This is a genomic window from Arthrobacter sp. N1 (assembly GCF_048288285.1).
In the GTDB taxonomy this organism is placed as follows: Bacteria; Actinomycetota; Actinomycetes; order Actinomycetales; family Micrococcaceae; genus Arthrobacter_D.
On record NZ_CP102608.1, the window covers coordinates 1449537 to 1469952 of the forward strand.

Consider the following 20416-nt stretch of genomic DNA (forward strand, 5'->3'; position numbering starts at 1 on the left):
CACGACAGCCCTACCATCCACGACAGCCGTCAGGAGATCGACATGCCCGCACTCTTCCCGCACAGCACCATCATCGGATACCCCCGGATCGGCCCGCGCCGGGAACTCAAGAAGGCCCTGGAGGCGTACTGGGCCGGTCGCAGCGACGCCCCGACCCTCGAACGGGAGGCCAGGAGGCTGCGCGAGACCACCTACGCGCGCCTCACCGGCCTCGGGCTGAACCCGCACGACGCCTCCATCCCCGCGTCCTTCTCGATGTACGACCAGGTGCTGGACACCGCAGTGCTCCTGGGTGCGATCCCCGAACGGTTCCCCGACCTCGCCGCGGACCGCGGCCCCCTCGGGATCGACGACTACTTCACGCTCGCACGCGGTGACGAGCAGAGGTCGCCGCTCGAGATGACGAAGTGGTTCGACACCAACTACCACTATCTCGTCCCCGAGATCGGGCCGCGGACGCCGTTCGCGCTGGACCCGGATACCCTGCTGCGCCAGGTCGCAGAGGCAGCCGACTCCGGGTACCGCGTCCGGCCCACGCTGATCGGACCCGTCACGTTCCTCCTGCTGAGCAAGGCGGCCGAGGGAGCGGGTGGCGGCTTCGATCCGCTGGACCGGCTCGACGACGTCCTGCCGCTCTACGCGGATCTCCTGGGTCGGCTCGAGGAGCGCGGTGTGCGGTGGATCCAGTTCGACGAGCCTGCGCTCGTGACGGACACGCCACTGCCCGACGCCGTGGTGGACGACGCCGTCCGACGTGCCTACGGGCACCTGTCGGGGGTGGCCGGGCGGCCTGCGATCTTCCTGACGACGCCCTACGGGGGCGTGGGGGAGCGTCTCCGGGCCATCGCCGCGACGGGTGTCGAGGCGGTCCACCTCGACCTGGTCAGGGGAGCCGTCCCCGCTCCCGCGGAGCTGGCGCTGCTGAAGGGCAAGACCCTCGTGGCCGGGATCATCGACGGCCACAACGTCTGGAAGGCGGACCTCGGCGGGGCCGCCGCCGTGCTCGACCGCCTGAGGGCGGATGGGGTGTCCCTGTCCGTCGCGACGTCCACGTCCCTGCAGCACGTGCCGCATGACACCGGGGTCGAGCAGTCGCTCCCCGACGAGCGCCGTTCGTGGTTGTCCTTCGCGGACCAGAAGGTCGAGGAGGTGGTGATCCTCGCAGGGCATGTCGCGCATCCGGGCTCGGCGGATCGCGCGATCGCCGCTGCGGCGAAGGTCCTCGCGGGTCGGCGTTCGGCTCCCGGCGTCGAGGTTCCCGCGGTCCGCGAGCGTGCGGCGGGGCTCTCGCCGTCGGACTTCGACCGCGGTGGTTTCGAGGAGCGGCGGTCCGCCCAGCAGGCGGCCCTGGACCTGCCGCTCCTCCCCACGACGACGATCGGTTCCTTTCCGCAGACCACGGAGGTGAGATCCGCACGTGCGCGGGCTGCCCGCGGCGACCTCTCCGCAGCGGGCTACGAGGCTGCGCTGCAGGACGAGATCCGCCGCGTCATCGCCCTGCAGGAGGAGCTCGGGTTCGACGTCCTGGTGCACGGTGAACCCGAGCGCAACGACATGGTGCAGTACTTCGCCGAGAACCTCGACGGGTTCGACGTGACGCAGCACGGCTGGGTGCAGTCCTACGGGTCGCGGTGCACGCGCCCGTCACTGCTCTGGGGCGATGTCAGCAGGCCCGCACCCATCACGGTGCCGTGGACGTCCTTCGCTCAGTCGCTGACGGGCAAGCCGGTCAAGGGCATGCTGACCGGTCCGGTGACCATCCTGGCCTGGTCCTTCGTCCGCAACGATCAACCGCTGGCCGACACCGCCTTCCAGGTGGCACTCGCCCTCCGCGACGAGGTGCTGGACCTCGAGCGGTCGGGGACGCGCATCATCCAGGTCGACGAACCGGCCCTGCGCGAGCTGCTCCCGCTCCGCCGTGCCGACCAGCCCGCCTACCTCGACTGGTCGGTGCGGGCCTTCAATCTCGCGACGGCGGCGGCGGCTCCCGCCACGCAGATCCACACGCACCTGTGCTACTCGGAGTTCGGTGCGGTCATCACCGCGATCGACGGCCTGGACGCGGACGTCACCTCGATCGAGGCAGCCCGCTCCCGCATGGAGGTGGTGCACGATCTCGAGGAGCACGGCTTCCCTCGCGGTGTGGGCCCCGGGGTCTACGACATCCATTCCCCGCGTGTCCCGCCGGCGGAGGAGATCCGGCTGCTCCTGGAGCGGGCAGTGCGCCACGTCCCCGCGGCACGGCTGTGGGTGAATCCCGACTGCGGGCTGAAGACCCGGGGCTACCGGGAGACCGAGCAGTCGCTCCGGAACCTGGTCGCTGCCGCGGGGGCCGTCCGTGCCGCCGTGGAGGTGCGCGGCTAGGAGCCGTCCCTGACCTCGAGGAGCGTGGTCCGGCTGAACCGGATGTCGGTGAAGGTCGCCCAGGTGCCCGACCCTGCGGGGGACTGCGCCACGAACCCGACCTGGAGCGTTTCGGCGGCGCTCCGTCCGACGGAGAAGTAGCGGACCAGCGACCAGCGGTCGCCGTCGTGGGACGCATGGAGGGCGAAGGTGCCGCCCATCCGGCTGATGCGGAGGTGGGTGCCCGACCCGTCGATCGGCCAACTGTCGCAATCGTCGGAGGCTCCGTCGCGCGTCACGACCGAGACCACCCTGGTGATCCCGGCGGGATCACGCTCGGCGCACACCTTGAACCACGTGTCGTCGTCGAACCAGCCCAGCAGCACGCCGGAGTCGAAGTCGGCGACGAAACCCGCGGCCACATGGGCCTGCAGCTGGAAGTCGCCGTCCACGGGAGCCGTCCATCGCTCCGCATCGGGGCGGGGGCCCTCGACGCCCCGCGGGTCCAGGAACAGATCGGCGCCCGCCCCCGCGGTCAGGCGCACCACCGTGCCGGTCACGTCCGGATCGCGGGGAGCGGCGCCGCCGTGCGGCTCGAGAGGGAAGGGAAGGCCGGGACAGCTCAGGGATCGGGAGGTCACGCTCGATCCTCGCACGGGCAGGTGCGGCTGCCGTCGCGCCCTCGGGCGGCGTGAAGCTCCTGGCGTTCGGGCGATCGAGCATCCGATCGACGTACGGGCCGTCCTCCTGTCCAGGGAAGACGCACGGCGTGCAGGACGCCGGACGGCTCTCCCGTCAGTCGGCGCCCAGCAGATCCCGCACCAGGGTCGCAGCCCTGCCCGCCACGACGGGGACCCCGGTCTTCAGCGGTTCGGCGAGGACGAGGGCGCCGAGTGCTGCGCCGAGGAGCGCACTGCCCGCGACGGTTCGCTGCACGGTCCGTCGTCGCCCGCTCCACCCGCCGCTCACACGGGCGTTCACCGGGTCGGGGGAAGGTCCGTAGAGATTCCCGGTGGAGTCCTCGGCCGATTCCTTCTTCGACAGGTGCGTGTTCTCGACCTGGTGTGCCATGAGCTTCTCCAGGCGCCCCGGCGCGAGCCGGTGCTGTCGGACCATGGATCGGCCGATCCGCCCGACGGCGACCTCGCGGGTGGGGGAGTCGACGACGCCCAGGATGGCCTTCGCCACCCGGTCGGCCGTGTACACGGGCGGCATGGCGACCGCTCGCCGCCCCGTGTAGTTCGCCGCGTGGTCGAAGAAGGGGGTGTCGACGGTCGGTGGCAGCACCGTGCACACGTGGATCCGCTTCTTCCGGTCGAGGGTCAGTTCGGCACGGAGGCTGACCCCGAGGGCGCGGACGGCGGCCTTGGAGACGGAGTAGGCGGAGGTGTAGGGCTGGGGGACCTCGCCGACGATCGAGGCGACGTTCACGAGCACCCCTGCCCCCTGATCCTGCATGCGCTCGAGGGCGGCGCGCGCTCCGTGGACGTACCCCATCAGGTTGACGTCGATCACCCGCTGGAAGTCCCGCATCGGGACGTCGAGGAAGGGGGAGAAGAAGGATACCGCCGCATTGTTGACCCAGACGTCGATGCGGCCGAACTCCTCCACGGCGCGGCCGGCCAACTCCTGTACGGCGTCGTACTCGGAGGTGTCCGTCGGGACGGCGACGGCCCGTGAGCCGAGGGCGATGCATTCGGTGACGAGGGATTCGAGCGCCTCGACGCGCCTGCTCGCGAGGACGAGGTCCACGTGCCTGCGGGCGAAGCGCAGTGCCGTCGCGCGTCCGATCCCGCTCGCAGCTCCCGTGATGACCACGACACTGTTCCTGATGCGCATGCTCGCTCCTCCGATGCCCTGGGGGTTCCTCCCGCGGGTCTCTCGAACCTACGGACGGCTCCGAGGGACCCGCAACGGGGAATCAGTGGGCGGTGGGGGATGCGAGCACGTGCGGGGTGTGCTTGGGGCCGATGCTCCGGGTGTGCAGGATCTCGGCGAGGTGATCCATGAACAGGCGGACGCGGGCGTCGTCCGCGTCTCCCGTCCGGAGGGCGAAGATGCTCCGCGCCAGCCGGATCTCCGGGACGTCGAGGGTCACGATCCCCTCGGGTCGGCTCACCATCGCGAGGTCGGGGACCAGGGCGGCGCCGAGGCCCGCGGCCGTGAGTTCGAGGGTCGCGTTGAAGTCGTCGCAGTAGGCGGCGATACGAGGGTGGAGGTTGCAGCTCGCGAAGAGACGCTCGATGACGGTCGCGTCGGCGGTGCCCGGGTGGTGCATGATCCACGGCATGTCGGCCAGCTGGTCGGCGGTGATGCGGGCGCCGCTGCGGATCCCCCAGGTCGCGGGCAGGATGACGCGGAAGTCGTCGTCGCCGATCCACTGACGGCTGAGCGTCGACGGCCAGGCGAGCCCGGCCTGCCCCACCTGGTAGACGAGGGCCAGGTCGAGATCGCCGCCGGTGCGCAGGCCCTGGATGGTGTGGGCGGGCTCGCCGACGAAGACGCGGAGGGATACGCCGAGCCGCTGCCACTCCGGCATACCGAGGAGTCGGGGCAGCGCGAACGTCGCAAGGCTCGGGAAGATCCCCAGCCGCAGCTCGTGGGCGGGACCGGCTCCGGCGCGCGCCGTGGAGGCGAGGAGGGCGTCGATGTCGGTGAGCACCTTCGCGGCGTGGCGGGACACGGCGAGGGCCGCGTCGGTCGGGATGGCACTGCGGGCTGTGCGGGTGAAGAGGGTGGCCCCGGTATCGCGCTCCAGGGCGGACATCTGCTGGGAGACGGCCGACGCCGTGTACCCCAGGCTGGTGGCCGCGCCGCTGAAGGACCCGTGGCGGATCACCTCGAGCAGTGTGCGCAGGTGGATCGGATTGACCATTTAGCACGTCCTCCCTGGCTGGTCCATGATTCCCCCGACCGGAAGAAGTGGTTGCACCAATCCCGAATCTGTGTTGCTCCGAACTTCTCCCGAATCAACTGTGCGACAGGTCTCTGGAGTCCGATCCACCGGTGTCCCGGCGGGGTGTGGCGGCTTGCGGCGAGTCCGTGGGAACCTGCGGATGCTCCGCCGTACAGCCACACGACCGGCAGGAGAAGACATGTCCGACGACGAGACGGGTTCCGTCGAGCTTACCCGCGGCGGGCAGCCGGCCGGCCGCCGGGTCGCCGTGATCGGCAGCGGTGTCTCGGGCCTCACGGCCGCCTGGATCCTCCGGAACGGCAACGCGGTCACCCTCTTCGAGGCCGACGACCGCCCGGGCGGTCACGCGCACACTCACGAGGTCGATCTCGCGGACGGCACGACGACGGGCGTCGATACCGGGTTCATCGTCCACAACGACCGAACCTACCCCACCCTGGTCCGGCTCTTCGAGGAACTCGGCGTGCCTACCCAGGACTCGGACATGAGCATGTCCATCCGCTGTGACGGCTGCGGCCTGGAGTACGCGGGGGCCAAGGGCCGGCGCGGGGTGTTCGCCCAGCCCGGTGTGCTGCTCCGCGGCCGGTATCTCCGCATGCTCGCCGAGATCCTGCGGTTCCAGCGGTCGGCACGGGCGCTCCTGCGCCACAGTGACGATGCCTCGGCGGGCACCGCCGGCGAGGGGGAGCCCACGCTCGGCGACTTCCTCGACCGGGGCCGCTTCAGCGCCTATTTCACCTCCCACTTCATGACGCCCGTGGTATCGGCCGTCTGGTCCTGCGATCCGACCACGGCCCTGGCCTACCCGGCCCGGTACCTGTTCTCCTTCATGGACCACCACGGCATGCTGACCATCAAGGGCTCTCCCCAGTGGCGCACCGTCACAGGAGGCTCCAACGAGTACGTGCGGCGCATCGTCGACGTCCTCGACGACGTGCGGCTGTCCAGTCCTGTGACCGCCGTGAGGAAGACCGACGACGGCGTCCTCGTCACGACCGCCGGTGCGAGCGAGCTGTTCGACGCCGTCGTCATCGCCACGCATCCGAACCAGGCCCTGGCGATGCTCGAGGAGCCGAGCGGCGACGCCGCCGAGGTCCTCGGCACCATGCCCTACTCCGTGAACACCACGCAGTTCCACACCGACGAGTCGGTGCTGCCCCGCGTGCACGGCGCCCGCGCCTCCTGGAACTACCGCCTGCCCTCGTGCGATGCCACGCCGGACCGCGTTCTCGTGTCCTACGACATGACAAGGCTCCAGCGCCTCGAGGGGCGCACCAACCACCGCTTCATCGTCAGCCTGGGGGAGGGTGAGCTGATCGATCCGTCGACCGTGCTGAAGACGATGGTCTACGAGCACCCCCAGTACACGCCGCAGTCCCTCGCGTCCCAAGCGCGGCTGGCGGAGCTCGGTGACGACCGGATCGCCTTCGCCGGCGCGTACCACGGCTGGGGATTCCACGAGGACGGAGCCCTGTCCGGCCGCCGCGCCGCGGAGAGCATCGGCGGGTCGTGGGACGGGAACCCCGCCACGGAACTCGCCGACGTACGGGCATGAGCGCCTTCCTCTACCCGACGACGATCCGCCACGTCCGGCGGACGCCGCTGCGCAACGACTTCACCTACCGCAGCTACAGCTGGCTCGTGGACCTCGACGACCTCCCCGTCCTGCCCCGCTGGCTCGCCCCGTTCGCCCGGTTCCTCCCCGAGGACCATCTCGGCTCGCCCGGGCGCAGCATCCGCGAGAACGTGGCAGCCTTCCTGCGCTCGCAGGGCAGGAACGACGACGGCGGACGCGTCACGATGCTCTCGAGCGGCCGGGTGCTCGGGCACGTCTTCAATCCGCTGTCGCTGTTCTGGTGCCATGACCGCTCCGGCGCCCTCACCGCCGTCGTCGCCGAGGTGCACAACACCTACGGGGAGCGCCACTGCTATCTGCTCGACGTCGATGCGCACGGCACGGCCCACACCCCGAAGGCGTTCTACGTGTCGCCGTTCAACCCCGTGGAGGGGTACTACGAGATGCGCGTGCCCGAGCCCGCCGAGAGACTCGGCGTCGCGATCGTGCTGCATCGCGAGGAGCAGGCACCCTTCACCGCCACCATGACCGGACACCGCCTGCCCGCGACCCCCGCGAACGTGGTCCGGATGGCGCTCGCGGTCCCCCTGGCACCCCTCCGCGTCGTCGTCCAGATCCGCTGGCAGGGGATTAGACTCTGGCTGCGGCGGCTGCCCGTCAGTCCCAGGCCGCTCCATGAACACCAGGAGGCAGTTCGATGAGCACCACAGTTGTTCCCTCGCAGGCGGACGTCGATCCGGCCGCCTGGCCGGGCATCGCCGGCGTCCCCGGCGGGACGAGGGGCAAGGTCCGGGCCACCATCGCCGAGAAGATCTTCTCGGCGGCCGTCAACACCCTCGAACTCCGGGTCATCCACGATGACGGCACCATCCTGGGCGCGCCCGGCGGCGGCCCACGGCCGGAGATGCGCATCCACCGGCCCGCCGACTTCTACGCCCGGCTCGGCGACAGCGGCCTGATCGGTCTCGGTGAGTCCTACATGGCCAGGGACTGGACGGCGTCGGACCTCACCGAGGTGATCCAGGTCTTCGCGGCGCGTGCCGCGCACCTGGTGCCCGTGCCGCTGCAGAAGCTCCGCGGGCTCTCCCTGCCCAAGCCCCCCCGGCGCGAGCGGAACAGCACGGCCAACACGCGCTCGAATATTTCGCGGCATTACGATCTCTCCAACGAACTCTTCGCCCTGTTCCTCGACCCGACCATGTCCTACTCGAGTGCCCTCTTCGATGCCACCGGCAAGGATCTCCTGCACGTGGAGTGGGACGAACTCGCCTCCGCGCAGCAGCGGAAGGTCGACCGCCTGCTCGACCAGGCGAACGTGGGCCAGGGCACGCGGGTCCTCGAGATCGGTACCGGCTGGGGGGAGCTCGCGCTCCGGGCCGCCGCCCGCGGAGCCACGGTGGTGTCGGTGACGCTGTCCAGCGAGCAGAAGGAGCTCGCGGAGCAGCGCATCAGCGCCGCCGGCTTCGCGGACCGCGTCGAGGTGCAGCTGAAGGACTACCGGCTGGTCGAGGGCCAGTACGACGCCGTGGTGTCGGTCGAGATGATCGAGGCCGTGGGCTACGAGTTCTGGGCCGTGTACTTCCAGACGATCGACCGCGTCCTCGCCCCGGGCGGCCGCGTGGCCATCCAGGCCATCACGCTCCCGCACGAGCGGATGATGGCGACGCGGCGGTCCTACACCTGGATCCACAAGTACATCTTCCCCGGGGGATTCATCCCCTCGGTCCGCGCCATCGAGGACGTCACCGACCGCTACACCAGCCTGCGGGTGCGCGAGCGCCTCTCCATGGGCGACCACTATGCGCAGACGCTCCGCCTGTGGGAGGAGCGTTTCCTCGCGCGGCACGACGACGTGGCGGCCCTCGGCTTCGACGAGACGTTCGAGCGCATGTGGCAGTTCTATCTCTGCTACTCGCGGGCGGGTTTCCAGGCCGGCTACCTGGACGTCCAGCAGCTCATCTTCGACCGGCGGCCCTGACGGGCCCCCGCTCGTCCCGAGCTTCCCGCTCTTCTCGTTGTTCCCTGCGGCCCGAACCGGCCCGAACCGGCCCATACCGTCCCCATCCGTCCCACCAAGGAGTATCGCGTGACTGACCTCGAGCAGGGCACCATGTCCACCGGCCGATCGGGCAGCGGGACGGAGGGGATCGCGCAGAAGCTCGCCGGGATCCTCGCACCGATCGTCGGTGGGGAGCTCCCCGTCCGGCTCGTCGCCTGGGACGGCAGCGCTGCGGGCGGCGAGGACCAGCCCGAGGTCCGCCTGAACAGCGTCAACGCGTTGCGCCGCATCCTCTGGAGTCCGGGCGAGCTCGGCGTGTCCCAGGCCTACGTCACCGGCGAGCTCGACGTCCCCGGATCCCTCGGGCAGGCGCTCACCCACCTGTGGACCGTGATCGGGCAGCGCGGACTCTCGATGCCGCGGCTGACCCCGCAGCTCGTCCTGCAGCTGACGAAGGTGGCTCGCGAGGTCGGGGCCTTCGGTCCGCCCCTGCCGGCGCCGGCATCCCAGGCGAAGATCAAGGGCCGCCTGCACAGCCTGCTGCGGGACCGCGCGGCCATCAGCCACCACTACGACCTCTCCAACGACTTCTACGGCCTCATCCTCGACGACCACATGGCCTACTCCTGCGGCTACTGGCTCTCCGACGATCCCGACTACTCCCTCGAGGACGCCCAGCGCGACAAGCTGGACCTCGTCTGCCGCAAGGTGGGCCTCGACCGGAAGCCGGGGCTGCGGTTCCTCGACGTCGGGTGCGGCTGGGGGTCCCTGAGCCTGTACGCCGCCGAGCACTTCGGCGCCAGGGTCACCGGCGTCACCATCTCGAAGGAGCAGAAGGCGTTCATCGACCAGCGCATCGCGGAGCGGGGACTCGGCGACCGCGTCGAGATCCGGCTCCAGGACTACCGCGACGTGTGTGACGGACCCTACGACGCCGTCGCCTCCCTCGAGATGGGGGAGCACGTGGGCGAGGAGAACTACGGGACCTATACGTCCACCCTGTTCCGGAACGTCGCCCCCGGCGGGAAGGTCCTCATCCAGCAGATGTCGCGGCACGGCAAGCACCCGGGTGGAGGGCCCTTCATCGAGTCCTTCATCGCCCCGGACATGCACATGCGGCCCGTGGGGGACACCGTCAACCTGATCGAGGGCGCCGGCTTCGAGATCCGCGGAGTGCAGGCGCTCCGCGAACACTACGTGCGGACCATCGATGCCTGGGAGGACCGCTTCGAGGCCAACTGGGACCGCGCCGTCGCGATGATGGGCGAGGAGGTCGCCCGGGTCTGGCGTCTCTACATGGTCGGCGCGTCCATGACGTTCCGGGACGGCCGCATGGGCGTGGACCAGATCCTCGCGGAGCGCCCGCTCCGGTAGGTCTGCCCCGGCCGCCCTCACAGCGGTCCCACGGCCGGTACCGCTTCTCCCCGGAAGCGGCGCCGGCCGTCGTCGTCTGCAGGTCGAGGCCGGCCGCCGCCGGGTTCGGCAGGACGTCCGCGACACGCCGCGGAATGACGACACGGGGTTTTCTCTGCCTGTGTGGAACTCCTCCACAGCGTGTGGACCGAGGCCCTGCCAGGGTGCCGGAATCGCTCGTTTCCGGGCTTTCCGACAGCCTCGATCTGTGGACATCGTGTGGACTACTCGGACCGGTAATGACATACTTGTAATACATCATCTAGGGGTCCACCCGAGCGGTGCGCACTAGATGTAGTATCGAACTACAGAAACAACCGCTGGACGGGCATGGGCCCGGAAGCGCGGAAATCCCCGGATTTCTTCCCCTGTCCGGGGCCGCGCTCCACCCATGACACAGCACCACAGCAGTAGACGAAAAGGGGACTAGGACATGACGGTCACGGTTTACACGAAGCCGGCTTGCGTACAGTGCAACGCCACGTACCGCGCTCTGGACAAGAAGGGCATCACCTACCAGAGCGTCGACATCTCGCAGGACCCCGCCGCCCTCGAGCGCGTGCGCTCCATGGGCTACATGCAGGCTCCCGTGGTCATCACGGACAACGACCACTGGTCCGGGTTCCGCCCCGACAAGATCAGCGCGATCGCCGACTCGGCCGTCAGCTCGGTGGCCTGAGCGATCCCCTCGGGGATCCGCAGGCCGGGCATCGGGCGATGAGCATCCTCACCGTGGATGATCGTTCCCCCGCCGCCGATCCGGCAGCAGCCGGCGTGGCTGAGGGGGCGGTCACCGATGCCGCACTGATCTACTTCTCGTCGGTCTCCGACAACACCCACCGCTTCGTGGAGAAGCTGGGCGTCCGGGCCGCCCGCATGCCGGTGCTCACCAGGGAGCCGACCCTGCAGGCGACCAGGCCGTACGTCCTGGTCCTACCGACCTACGGCGGGATCACCGGCAAGGGCGCGGTGCCCCGCCAGGTCGTGAAGTTCCTGAACAACGAGCAGAACCGCAGCCTCCTCCGCGGGGTCATCGGGGCCGGTAACACAAATTTCGGTGAGACCTACTGCCTTGCCGCCGACATCGTCGCCGCCAAGTGCAACGTGCCGGTCCTCTACAGATTTGAAGTCATGGGAACGTCCGAGGACGTCGCCCGCGTAACCACAGGATTGGAAGAGTTTTGGACATGAGTGTTGCAGAGACGGAGACGGGCGCACCCGCAGCCGCAGTAGAGCGCTTCAAGGACATGGGCTATCACGAGCTCAACGCCATGCTCAACCTGTACGGACCGAGCGGGGAGATCCAGTTCGACGCCGACCGCGAGGCCGCGCACCAGTACTTCCTGCAGCATGTGAACAACAACACCGTGTTCTTCCACGACCTCGAGGAGAAGCTCGACTACCTCGTGAAGAACGAGTACTACGAGCGCGAGACGCTCCACCAGTACACGATGAACTTCATCCGCGACCTCTTCAAGCGTGCCTACGCCAAGAAGTTCCGCTTCGAGACCTTCCTCGGCGCCTTCAAGTACTACACCTCGTACACGCTGAAGACGTTCGACGGCAAGCGTTACCTCGAGCGCTACGAGGACCGCGTCTGCATGGTCGCCCTCCACCTGGCCCGCGGTAACGAGCAGCTTGCCCTGCAGATGGTCGACGAGATCATCGACGGCCGCTTCCAGCCCGCCACCCCCACCTTCCTCAACGCCGGCAAGCGCCAGCGCGGCGAGCTCGTCTCCTGTTTCCTCCTCCGCATCGAGGACAACATGGAGTCGATCGGCCGTTCCATCAACTCGGCCCTGCAGCTCTCCAAGCGCGGCGGCGGCGTCGCCTTCGCCCTGACGAACATCCGTGAGGTCGGCGCGCCGATCAAGCAGATCGAGAACCAGTCCTCCGGCGTCATCCCCGTGATGAAGCTCCTCGAGGACAGCTTCTCCTACGCCAACCAGCTCGGCGCCCGCCAGGGTGCCGGTGCCGTGTACCTGCACGCCCACCACCCGGACATCAACCGCTTCCTCGACACCAAGCGTGAGAACGCGGACGAGAAGATCCGCATCAAGACGTTGTCCCTCGGCGTCGTGGTCCCCGACATCACGTTCGAGCTCGCCAAGCGCGACGAGGACATGTACCTGTTCTCCCCGTACGATGTCGAGCGCGTCTACGGCATGCCGTTCTCCGACATCTCGGTCACCGAGAAGTACTACGAGATGGTGGACGACGCCCGCATCAAGAAGACCAAGATCAAGGCCCGCGAGTTCTTCCAGACGCTCGCGGAGATCCAGTTCGAGTCCGGCTACCCGTACATCATGTTCGAGGACACCGTGAACCGGGCGAACCCGATCGAGGGCAAGATCATCATGTCCAACCTGTGCTCCGAGATCCTCCAGGTCTCCGAGCCCACCACGTACAACGAGGACCTGTCCTACGACCAGGTGGGCAAGGACATCTCCTGCAACCTCGGCTCGCTGAACATCGCGAAGACCATGGACTCGCCCGACTTCGGCCGGACCATCGAGACCGCGATCCGCACCCTCTCGGCCGTCTCGGACATGAGCCACATCAGCTCGGTGCCCTCGATCGCCAAGGGCAACGACGCCTCGCACGCCATCGGCCTCGGCCAGATGAACCTGCACGGCTACCTCGCCCGGGAGCGGGTCCACTACGGCTCCGAGGAGGGCCTGGACTTCACCAACATCTACTTCTACTCCGTGGTGTACCACTGCATCCGGGCGTCGAACCTGATGTCCATCGAGACCGGCCGCCAGTTCGCGGGCTTCGAGCGCTCCACGTACGCCAGCGGGGAGTTCTTCGACAAGTACACCGATCAGGTGTGGGAGCCGGCGACGCCGCGCGTCCGTGAGCTGTTCGCCGACGTGCACATCCCCACGCAGGAGGACTGGCGCGCACTGAAGGCCTCGGTCATGGAGCACGGCATCTACAACCAGAACCTGCAGGCCGTCCCGCCGACCGGTTCCATCTCGTACATCAACAACTCGACCTCCTCCATCCACCCGGTGGCGTCGAAGATCGAGATCCGCAAGGAAGGCAAGCTGGGCCGCGTGTACTACCCGGCGCCGTACCTCACCAACGACAACCTGGAGTACTACCAGGATGCGTACGAGATCGGCTACGAGAAGATCATCGACACGTACGCCGCTGCAACGCAGCACGTGGACCAGGGCCTGTCCCTGACGCTGTTCTTCAAGGACACCGCGACCACGCGTGAGATCAACAAGTCGCAGATCTACGCCTGGCGCAAGGGCATCAAGACCGTCTACTACATCCGTCTCCGCCAGCTCGCGCTGGAAGGGACCGAGGTAGAGGGCTGCGTCTCCTGCATGCTCTAGCAGTTCTCGCCGGACCGGGCATCTCGCCCGGTCCGGCATCCCGTTCCACCAGGCACCACCCACACCCCCAGACAAGGAACACACCATGAGCGAGAAGCTGAAGCTCGTCGACCAGGTCCAGGCCATCAACTGGAACCGCATCCAGGATGACAAGGACGTCGAGGTCTGGAACCGCCTGGTGAACAACTTCTGGCTGCCCGAGAAGGTGCCGCTGTCCAACGACGTGCAGTCGTGGGCCACGCTGACGCCGGACGAGCAGCAGCTCACCATGCGCGTGTTCGCCGGTCTGACGCTGCTCGACACCGTGCAGGCCACGGTCGGCGCCGTCAGCCTCATCCCCGACGCGATCACGCCGCACGAGGAGGCCGTCCTCACGAACATCGCGTTCATGGAGTCGGTGCACGCCAAGAGCTACTCCTCGATCTTCTCCACCCTGGCCTCCACCAAGGAGATCGACGAGGCGTTCCGCTGGTCCACGGAGAACGTGAACCTGCAGAAGAAGGCCAGCATCGTAACGGAGTACTACCGCGGTGACGATCCCCTGAAGCGCAAGGTCGCCTCGACGCTGCTCGAGAGCTTCCTGTTCTACTCCGGCTTCTACCTGCCCATGTACTGGTCCTCCCGCGCCAAGCTCACGAACACGGCCGACCTGGTGCGCCTGATCATCCGTGACGAGGCCGTGCACGGCTACTACATCGGCTACAAGTTCCAGCGCGGGCTCGAGAGTGCGACGCCGGAGCGCCGCCAGGAGATCAAGGACTACGCGTTCGAGCTCCTCTTCGAGTTGTACGAGAACGAGGTCCAGTACACGCACGACCTGTACGACGGCGTGGGCCTGGCCGAGGACGTCAAGAAGTTCCTGCACTACAACGCCAACAAGGCCTTGATGAACCTCGGCTACGAGGCGATGTTCCCGTCGTCCGTCACCGACGTGAACCCTGCGATCCTCTCGGCGCTGTCACCGAATGCGGACGAGAACCACGACTTCTTCTCTGGCTCGGGTTCCTCGTACGTCATCGGCAAGGCCGTGAACACCGAGGACGAGGACTGGGACTTCTAGTCCTGCCGCATCATGAGCGGGCCCGGCCGGAAATCCTCCGTCCGGGCCCGTCTGCACATCCGCCGTCGGACGCTCTGACGACTAGGTCAGCCAGCTCCACCAGCGCGACGGTTCCGGTTCCGGGCGGGGGACTGATTCAGGCTCTGGTTCGCCTCCGAGCGCCTGGGCGGCCTCGACGAGATCCTCGGCGGTGAGGGTCATGACGGCGTCGCGGTCGAGCGCGTCGAAGTCCCGGCCCTCGTCGAGCGAGAGCCTGAGCGCCTGCCGGTTCAATGCCTGCTCGAACAGCGTGCGGGCGAAACGGGCGTTGCCAGAATCCTCCCCGACGTGCAGGCCCAGGAAGATGCGGCGCAGCATCTCGTCCGCGCCGTCGGAAAGGACGTACTCGTGCTGGGCCAGCATCTGATGGAAGATCGTCTGGAGCGCGTCCACTGAGTAGTCGGGAAACGTGATCTCCCGGGCGAAACGGGAGCGCAGCCCGGGGTTCGACAGGAGGAACGCCTCCATCAGCTGCGGGTAGCCCGCCACGATGATCACCAGTCGATGCCGGTGGTCCTCCATCCGCTTGAGCAGGACCTCGATGGCCTCCGGACCGAAGTCCATCCGGCCGTCGTCGGGCGTCAGTGCGTACGCCTCGTCGATGAAGAGCACCCCGTCGAGTGCCCGCCGGATCACCCGGTCCGTCTTGATGGCGGTCGCCCCGACATACTGCCCCACGAGGCCGGACCGGTCCACCTCCACGAGGTGCCCCTTCTGCAGCAGTCCGACAGCGCGGTACATCTCGGCGAGAAGCCGCGCGACCGTGGTCTTCCCGGTCCCCGGGTTGCCGAGGAAGACGAGATGCTGTGACGTCGCCACCTCGGGCAGTCCGTGCGCCTTCCGGCGTGCCTGCACCTGGAGGAGGGCGACAAGAGCGCGCACCTGCTCCTTGACCGTGTCCAGTCCCACGAGGGCGTCGAGTTCGGCCTGCACTTCGGCCAACGGGCGCGCCGGACCGGGGCGCGCTGCGAAGTACTCCCCGCGTAGATCCTCGACGCGCTCCGACCCCGAGGACTTGAGTTGATCCGTGAGGTGGCTCAACGTCTCGCGGAGGTCGTCGAGTGGATTGCGGCCAGCGGCCATGTCGTCCTCCTGCGCGGCTGACCGGCAGCCGCCAGCCGTCCCACCGGAAGGTCAGCCACCGCACCCGTCGAAGCCTGGTGGTGTCCCGCCAGTCCAACGGGATCATCACCACGCTACCGCACCGGAAGAGCGGGCACGGGCCCAATTCCAGGCTGCTTCAGCGACGCTCGTGGCGCCGGAGAGCGACGGCAGGGTCAGTGGTGAAGCCCCTGCCCGTCGTCACACTCCGGTGAGCGTCCGGGTGTCGCTTCAGCATCGCTGGTCATGCCGTAGAGCCTTGATCCGCCGTCGTGCCCTGCGCTGCTCGCTCTCAGAGAGTGCCTTCACCGGTTTACGAGCTACGGCACCCGGAGGTAGGGGAGCGGTGGAGCGGTAGGCATGACCGGTGGGTGTTTCGACGACCATGGTGTGGCGTCGCCCCGGGCGCGTCCGTACGCTCCACCCGGGACCCTTCTTTGTGTTTGCAGGCTTTGCAGAGTCCGGCACCGTTGACGAGGCTCGTCCGGCCACCCTCACCCCAGGGGAGTATGTGGTCGTAGTGGCGGACAGGGGCGTCGCAGTAGGGCGTGCGGCAGGTGATGTCGCGCGCCAGGAGGAAGCGGCGCTGGATAGGTGTGAGGAGGCGTGACCGTGCATCGCAGGCCAGGAGTTCACCGGCCCCGGGCGCCGTGGAGAGACGACGTATCCAGACGTGAAAACCGTCCCTCTTCGGAAGCCTGGTGGACCCGGGACCCTTTCACGATGCTCCAGCGGCCGCCCGTCATCCGGGTCCGGTGCCTTCCGCCCGCCGTCGCCCCCGGCAGCGACGAAGGAGCGGGCCCATGCAGCGGGTACGACGCCGTACCCTGCGAGCACGGCGGGCTCGCTGTCACCCTGGAGGAGCGTCCGATCCGTCATGACGAGCTGGATCTCGACACCTGAGACACCGCCGGGGACGCCGGTGATTCCTTCGACGAGGGTGTCGGCCATGAGCTGGCCCCGTGAACGGGCGTCGCCTGCCGCGCGCTCGGAATCCGCACGCCTGAAGAGGGCGGCATAGACCGATACCCCCTCGGCGACGGGGAGCAGCGCGGTCAGGTACGCCATGGTGTCGGGAGCCGGCCGCAGGCTCACGCACCGCTCCGCAGCAGCCCGACTTGCCCTGTCCGCCACGGATCGCGGGTCTCGACGGTAGGCGGCTGCACGAGCCGCGGCGATGATCGCCCGATCACCAGCGCCGTCGAAGGCTCCGCTCTCTGCTGCGAGCTCGTCATCGACGGCGCAGCGGTCGGACGCCGTCAGACACGCCGTCTCCCGTACGAGCAGGGTGGCGCGCCATTCGTTGAGCCGTCCGGCTTCCAGCGCGGCCGGTGTGCGGGGCATCTCGGTGACGAGAGCCCGCGCGAGTCCGAGCAGCCGCCCGCCGCGCGACGGAGATTCCCTGCGCGCCAGTGCTATCTGAGCCGCGACACCCCGGCCCCGGTCCGCCGCCGACACCCCGCCCAGGGCCTGAGCATGACGCTGGGCGAGATCGAAGGCGACCGTGATGCGGGCCTGAGCGGCGGAGATCGCGCACTTCAGCTCGTCCAACTCCCGCAACTGGTCAATCAACTCCGCGGACCGTGCTGAATGCTGCCTCTCTGCTGGGTTGGCTGGCTTGGCTGGCTTGGCTCCGTCGGTCCCGTTCAGGCGAGAGAAAGCAGCGTATCCAGGTGAGGCGGCTCCGGACCGAGGTGAATGGCTGCCAAACGGGGCCGCGGACGACGGCGACTGGTCCGCACGGTGCCGCGACCTGATCCGGGAGATCAGGCCCTGCAGATGGAGGCTCCAGCCAGCTGGATCCGGATGAGCAGGGACAGAGGCGGCGTCTGTCTCCGTCGAGGCCTGCGGCTCTTTGTCCATGCATCATCTTCTCGCCTGCCACCGACATCATGGCTCGGGCAGGCGTCCGTCCGACGCCGGATATGTGCTGCTGTCGGGGCCCCCGATCGTGCGGCTGTCGGCTGCTGACCACACGCGCACACGTCAGTTGGTCCGCGACACCTCCACCTTCAATGCGTACTTCCCGACGACGGCCAACGCGGGGCTCGAGGGCACCTTCGAGCCCGGCAAGATCGACAACAACTTCCACACCTTCGAGGCGGGGGGTGTGGACTGGCTGGTCCTGACGCTCGAACTCTGGCCCCGTGTCGAAGCCGTGCAGTGGGCCCGCGGTGTCGTCGCGGCCCATCCGAGGCACAACGTCATCATCAACACCCACGCCTACCTGACTGCGGACGGTTCGATCGCACAGAACAGCGACTACGGCGTCAGCTCACCGCAGTACCTGTACGACAACCTCGTGAAGGTGTATCCCAACATCAAGATGGTCTTCTCCGGGCATGTCGGCCAGGCTGCCGCCCGCGAGGACACCGGGGTGAACGGGAACAGGATCTTCTCCTACCTCGGCGCCTTCCACTCGAACGTCACCAATCCCGTCCGGATCCTCGAGATCGATACGCGTGCGGGAACCCTGAAGAGCGCCATCCACGCGCCGTCGCTGGGCGCCATCTGGACGCAGTACGACCGGTCGACGAGCGGCCTCGAGGTCATCAGGTAGCCGCCCGGCGCTCACCCGGCCGCAGGGATCCCTCGTCGGCCGCCCGATGACCCGGGATCGCGATGCGGTCCAGGTCCGACGCCGCGACCACAGTGGTGGCGGGCCCGGCCGTCCGCCGGGCGCCCGCGGCGAGCAGTCCGACGTCGTCGTACCTGGACGAGAAATGCGTCAGGACCAGTGACCCCGCCGCCCCGGACGAGGCGATGGAGCCTGCCTGCCCCGCCGTCAGGTGGAGGTACTCCTCGGCGAGCCGTGCGTCGTCGTCGCTGAAGGTGCTCTCCGTGACGAGGAGATCGGCGCCCTCCGCCAGCGCGAACGCGCCGTCGCAGACCGCCGTGTCCATGACGAAGGCGAACCGCCGCCCGGGACGGTGCACGCTAACGTCCTCGAGCCGCACGTCCCCGAAGCGGCCTTCGCGGGCCAGCCGTCCGATGTCGGGACCCCGGACCGCCGCGGCCTCGAGGCGTGCCGGGAGGAAGGTCCGTCCGTCCGGCTCGGTCACCCGGTAGCCGTAGGCCTCGATGCGATGGCGGAGCGGTTCGACGTCGATGCCGTCCGCGACCGGTCCGGCAGCCCCGTGCGGATGCAGGTGCAGATCGAGGCCCGGTGTCGCGAGGGAGACGAGCGCGCGGACAGTCCCGCCGCCCGACGCCGGGTAGTGCAGGTGCACGGGGTGCGCGACACCGTCGAGCACCATCCGGGAGAGGACTCCGGGCAGCCCGAAGCAGTGGTCGCCGTGCACGTGGGTGAGGCAGATCCTCGTGATCCTGGACGCGGACACCCCCGCATGGATCATCTGCCGTTGCGTGCCCTCGCCGGGATCGAAGAGGATGCCCTCGCGCTCCCATCGCAGGAAGTACCCGTTGTGGTTGCGGGTCCTGGTGGGTACCTGGGACGCCGTCCCGAGGATGACGAGCTCGCGCATGGTCCCAGTCTTGCACCGAGGAGGACTGCGGGCGCCGTGGTGCCGCGGTGGTGCAGCCTCCCTCGGTGGGGAGACAATGGCGGAGACGCAGCCCGGGTGGCACACCGCCGGGGGATGGATCTGAACGGCTGAAGGAGCGTGGTGTGGTGGAGCAGCAGTCCGGAGCGGCGGCCGTGGGCCTCCGCCGCGAGCGGCCGACGGCGAGGGCCGCCCGATCGTGGGCGGCGGGCTCGTGGCGGACGCCGTCGTGGGCGCTGCTTCCTGCAGGCCTCGTGTCCCTCGCAGGCTTCACCCTCCTGGTGCTGCATCAGCCGCTGATCGGCTACGGACTCCTGGTGCTCGCTCTCGCGGTGTCCGCTGTCGTCGACCGGGCGCTCTTCCGCGACCTCCTGCTCGTCGCCTTCAGCCTGACGGTCATGAGCCTGGTCCCGATCACCACGGACATCAGCGTGGACCACATGACCGTCATGGGAGCGGCGATGATCCTTGCCGTCGGGGTGCCCTACGCCGTGTCCCGCTTCATCTACCGGGACCATGCCATCACCTTCCCCGTCCGCACGGGCCAGCCCTGGACGCGCGCGGAGAAGTGGTATCTGCCCGCCGTCCTCGTGATCGGCTACGCGCTGCTCCCCGTGTACATGCTGGGTACCGGCGTCTACGCGAACTGGCCGGCCGCCGACGAGCCGGGCGAGGTGGCCCGCCTGTTCGTCGGGACCAACGGGCTCGGGGTCTGGGACGAGCTGTTCTTCATCTGCACGGTGTTCGCCCTCCTGCGGCGGCACCTCCCGATGGCCCAGGCCAACATCCTGCAGGCCGTCCTGTTCACGTCCTTCCTCTGGGAGCTCGGCTTCCACGCGTGGGCGCCGTTCTTCATCTTCCCGTTCGCCCTGCTGCAGGCCTTCATCTTCACGCGCACCCGCTCGCTCTCCTACATCATCTGCGTGCACCTGCTCTTCGACTTCGTCCTGTTCCTCGTCCTGATCCACGCCCACAACCGGGCCTGGATCGACATCTTCGTCTGGTGAGTGCCGAGCGGGTGGCAGAGGCCCTGGACTTCATCGACGAGTCCCTGTAGTACGAGAGCACGTGGGAGCGGGCGGAGGACCACGAGCGGCGCTTCGGCGCCGACCTCGAGT

General features: G+C 68.5%; 16 protein-coding genes and 1 pseudogene. 11 read left to right on the top strand and 6 right to left on the bottom strand.

Features of this window, described 5'->3' with window-relative positions; translation table 11 throughout:
* Positions 1 to 42: 42 nt before the first annotated feature.
* Complete coding sequence (gene metE / locus NVV32_RS06465) at positions 43 to 2364, top strand: 5-methyltetrahydropteroyltriglutamate--homocysteine S-methyltransferase (protein WP_422391755.1); 2322 nt, start codon at positions 43 to 45, stop codon at positions 2362 to 2364.
* Here metE and NVV32_RS06470 read toward each other — a convergent pair.
* The 3 genes from NVV32_RS06470 to NVV32_RS06480 all read right to left on the bottom strand — a co-directional run bounded on the left by NVV32_RS06470 (position 2361) and on the right by NVV32_RS06480 (position 5218).
* Entirely contained in the window at positions 2361 to 2984 is a 624-nt protein-coding gene (locus NVV32_RS06470; protein ID WP_422391756.1) for a DUF1349 domain-containing protein, read from the bottom strand. The two genes, metE and NVV32_RS06470, sit on opposite strands and share 4 nt — an antisense overlap.
* A 154-nt stretch (positions 2985 to 3138) precedes the next feature.
* Positions 3139 to 4182, bottom strand: coding sequence for an SDR family oxidoreductase (locus tag NVV32_RS06475; protein ID WP_422391757.1), 1044 nt, complete (start codon positions 4180 to 4182; stop codon positions 3139 to 3141).
* 82 nt (positions 4183 to 4264) lie between these two features.
* A complete protein-coding gene (locus tag NVV32_RS06480) occupies positions 4265 to 5218 on the bottom strand; it encodes a LysR family transcriptional regulator (protein WP_055771916.1) in 954 nt (317 codons plus the stop codon).
* 220 nt (positions 5219 to 5438) lie between these two features.
* Between NVV32_RS06480 and NVV32_RS06485 the strand changes: the two genes are divergently transcribed.
* The 8 genes from NVV32_RS06485 to nrdF all read left to right on the top strand — a co-directional run bounded on the left by NVV32_RS06485 (position 5439) and on the right by nrdF (position 14655).
* The gene (locus NVV32_RS06485) at positions 5439 to 6815 is read left to right on the top strand and encodes an NAD(P)/FAD-dependent oxidoreductase (protein ID WP_055771913.1); all 1377 of its coding nucleotides are present in this window, start codon (positions 5439 to 5441) and stop codon (positions 6813 to 6815) included.
* A complete protein-coding gene (locus tag NVV32_RS06490; protein WP_422391758.1) occupies positions 6812 to 7537 on the top strand; it encodes a DUF1365 domain-containing protein in 726 nt (241 codons plus the stop codon). Before NVV32_RS06485 ends, NVV32_RS06490 begins: the two co-directional genes overlap by 4 nt.
* Entirely contained in the window at positions 7534 to 8814 is a 1281-nt protein-coding gene (locus NVV32_RS06495; RefSeq protein ID WP_422391759.1) for a class I SAM-dependent methyltransferase, read from the top strand. The genes NVV32_RS06490 and NVV32_RS06495 overlap by 4 nt, the downstream gene beginning before the upstream one ends.
* A 132-nt stretch (positions 8815 to 8946) precedes the next feature.
* On the top strand, positions 8947 to 10209 hold the full coding sequence (locus NVV32_RS06500; RefSeq protein WP_422392014.1) for a class I SAM-dependent methyltransferase: 1263 nt from the start codon (positions 8947 to 8949) through the stop codon (positions 10207 to 10209).
* 472 nt (positions 10210 to 10681) lie between these two features.
* The gene (gene nrdH, locus NVV32_RS06505; RefSeq protein ID WP_087026260.1) at positions 10682 to 10927 is read left to right on the top strand and encodes a glutaredoxin-like protein NrdH; all 246 of its coding nucleotides are present in this window, start codon (positions 10682 to 10684) and stop codon (positions 10925 to 10927) included.
* Between the two features lie 38 nt (positions 10928 to 10965).
* Complete coding sequence (gene nrdI / locus NVV32_RS06510) at positions 10966 to 11439, top strand: class Ib ribonucleoside-diphosphate reductase assembly flavoprotein NrdI (protein ID WP_152814744.1); 474 nt, start codon at positions 10966 to 10968, stop codon at positions 11437 to 11439.
* On the top strand, positions 11436 to 13595 hold the full coding sequence (nrdE, locus tag NVV32_RS06515) for a class 1b ribonucleoside-diphosphate reductase subunit alpha (protein WP_055771897.1): 2160 nt from the start codon (positions 11436 to 11438) through the stop codon (positions 13593 to 13595). Before nrdI ends, nrdE begins: the two co-directional genes overlap by 4 nt.
* Before the next feature lie 85 nt (positions 13596 to 13680).
* On the top strand, positions 13681 to 14655 hold the full coding sequence (nrdF, locus tag NVV32_RS06520) for a class 1b ribonucleoside-diphosphate reductase subunit beta (RefSeq protein WP_055771894.1): 975 nt from the start codon (positions 13681 to 13683) through the stop codon (positions 14653 to 14655).
* 81 nt (positions 14656 to 14736) lie between these two features.
* Here the strand turns inward: nrdF and NVV32_RS06525 are convergent, their stop codons facing one another.
* Both NVV32_RS06525 and NVV32_RS06530 read right to left on the bottom strand, forming a co-directional pair.
* A complete protein-coding gene (locus NVV32_RS06525; RefSeq protein ID WP_422391760.1) occupies positions 14737 to 15777 on the bottom strand; it encodes an AAA family ATPase in 1041 nt (346 codons plus the stop codon).
* Positions 15778 to 16026: 249 nt separating this feature from the next.
* A pseudogene (locus NVV32_RS06530) lies at positions 16027 to 17445 on the bottom strand (DUF222 domain-containing protein).
* 340 nt (positions 17446 to 17785) lie between these two features.
* Here NVV32_RS06530 and NVV32_RS06535 point away from each other — a divergent pair.
* Positions 17786 to 18355 (top strand): hypothetical protein, encoded by a 570-nt coding sequence (locus NVV32_RS06535; RefSeq protein WP_422391761.1) that lies wholly within the window; start codon positions 17786 to 17788, stop codon positions 18353 to 18355.
* Here the strand turns inward: NVV32_RS06535 and NVV32_RS06540 are convergent.
* Positions 18348 to 19280: a ribonuclease Z gene (locus tag NVV32_RS06540; protein ID WP_422391762.1), complete on the bottom strand. Its 933-nt coding sequence runs from the start codon at positions 19278 to 19280 to the stop codon at positions 18348 to 18350. The genes NVV32_RS06535 and NVV32_RS06540 overlap by 8 nt on opposite strands.
* 143 nt (positions 19281 to 19423) lie before the next feature.
* On the opposite strand from NVV32_RS06540, the gene NVV32_RS06545 reads away from it, so the two are divergent.
* Positions 19424 to 20305: a CPBP family intramembrane glutamic endopeptidase gene (locus NVV32_RS06545; protein WP_422391763.1), complete on the top strand. Its 882-nt coding sequence runs from the start codon at positions 19424 to 19426 to the stop codon at positions 20303 to 20305.
* Positions 20306 to 20416 lie beyond the last annotated feature (111 nt).

Coding starts and splice junctions, on each gene's coding strand:
- metE (WP_422391755.1), top strand. CDS start 43: ATGCCCGCACTCTTCCCGCACAGCACCATCATCGGATACCCCCGGATC.
- NVV32_RS06475 (WP_422391757.1), bottom strand. CDS start 4,182: ATGCGCATCAGGAACAGTGTCGTGGTCATCACGGGAGCTGCGAGCGGG.
- NVV32_RS06480 (WP_055771916.1), bottom strand. CDS start 5,218: ATGGTCAATCCGATCCACCTGCGCACACTGCTCGAGGTGATCCGCCAC.
- NVV32_RS06485 (WP_055771913.1), top strand. CDS start 5,439: ATGTCCGACGACGAGACGGGTTCCGTCGAGCTTACCCGCGGCGGGCAG.
- NVV32_RS06490 (WP_422391758.1), top strand. CDS start 6,812: ATGAGCGCCTTCCTCTACCCGACGACGATCCGCCACGTCCGGCGGACG.
- NVV32_RS06495 (WP_422391759.1), top strand. CDS start 7,534: ATGAGCACCACAGTTGTTCCCTCGCAGGCGGACGTCGATCCGGCCGCC.
- NVV32_RS06500 (WP_422392014.1), top strand. CDS start 8,947: ATGTCCACCGGCCGATCGGGCAGCGGGACGGAGGGGATCGCGCAGAAG.
- nrdH (WP_087026260.1), top strand. CDS start 10,682: ATGACGGTCACGGTTTACACGAAGCCGGCTTGCGTACAGTGCAACGCC.
- nrdI (WP_152814744.1), top strand. CDS start 10,966: ATGAGCATCCTCACCGTGGATGATCGTTCCCCCGCCGCCGATCCGGCA.
- nrdE (WP_055771897.1), top strand. CDS start 11,436: ATGAGTGTTGCAGAGACGGAGACGGGCGCACCCGCAGCCGCAGTAGAG.
- nrdF (WP_055771894.1), top strand. CDS start 13,681: ATGAGCGAGAAGCTGAAGCTCGTCGACCAGGTCCAGGCCATCAACTGG.
- NVV32_RS06525 (WP_422391760.1), bottom strand. CDS start 15,777: ATGGCCGCTGGCCGCAATCCACTCGACGACCTCCGCGAGACGTTGAGC.
- NVV32_RS06540 (WP_422391762.1), bottom strand. CDS start 19,280: ATGCGCGAGCTCGTCATCCTCGGGACGGCGTCCCAGGTACCCACCAGG.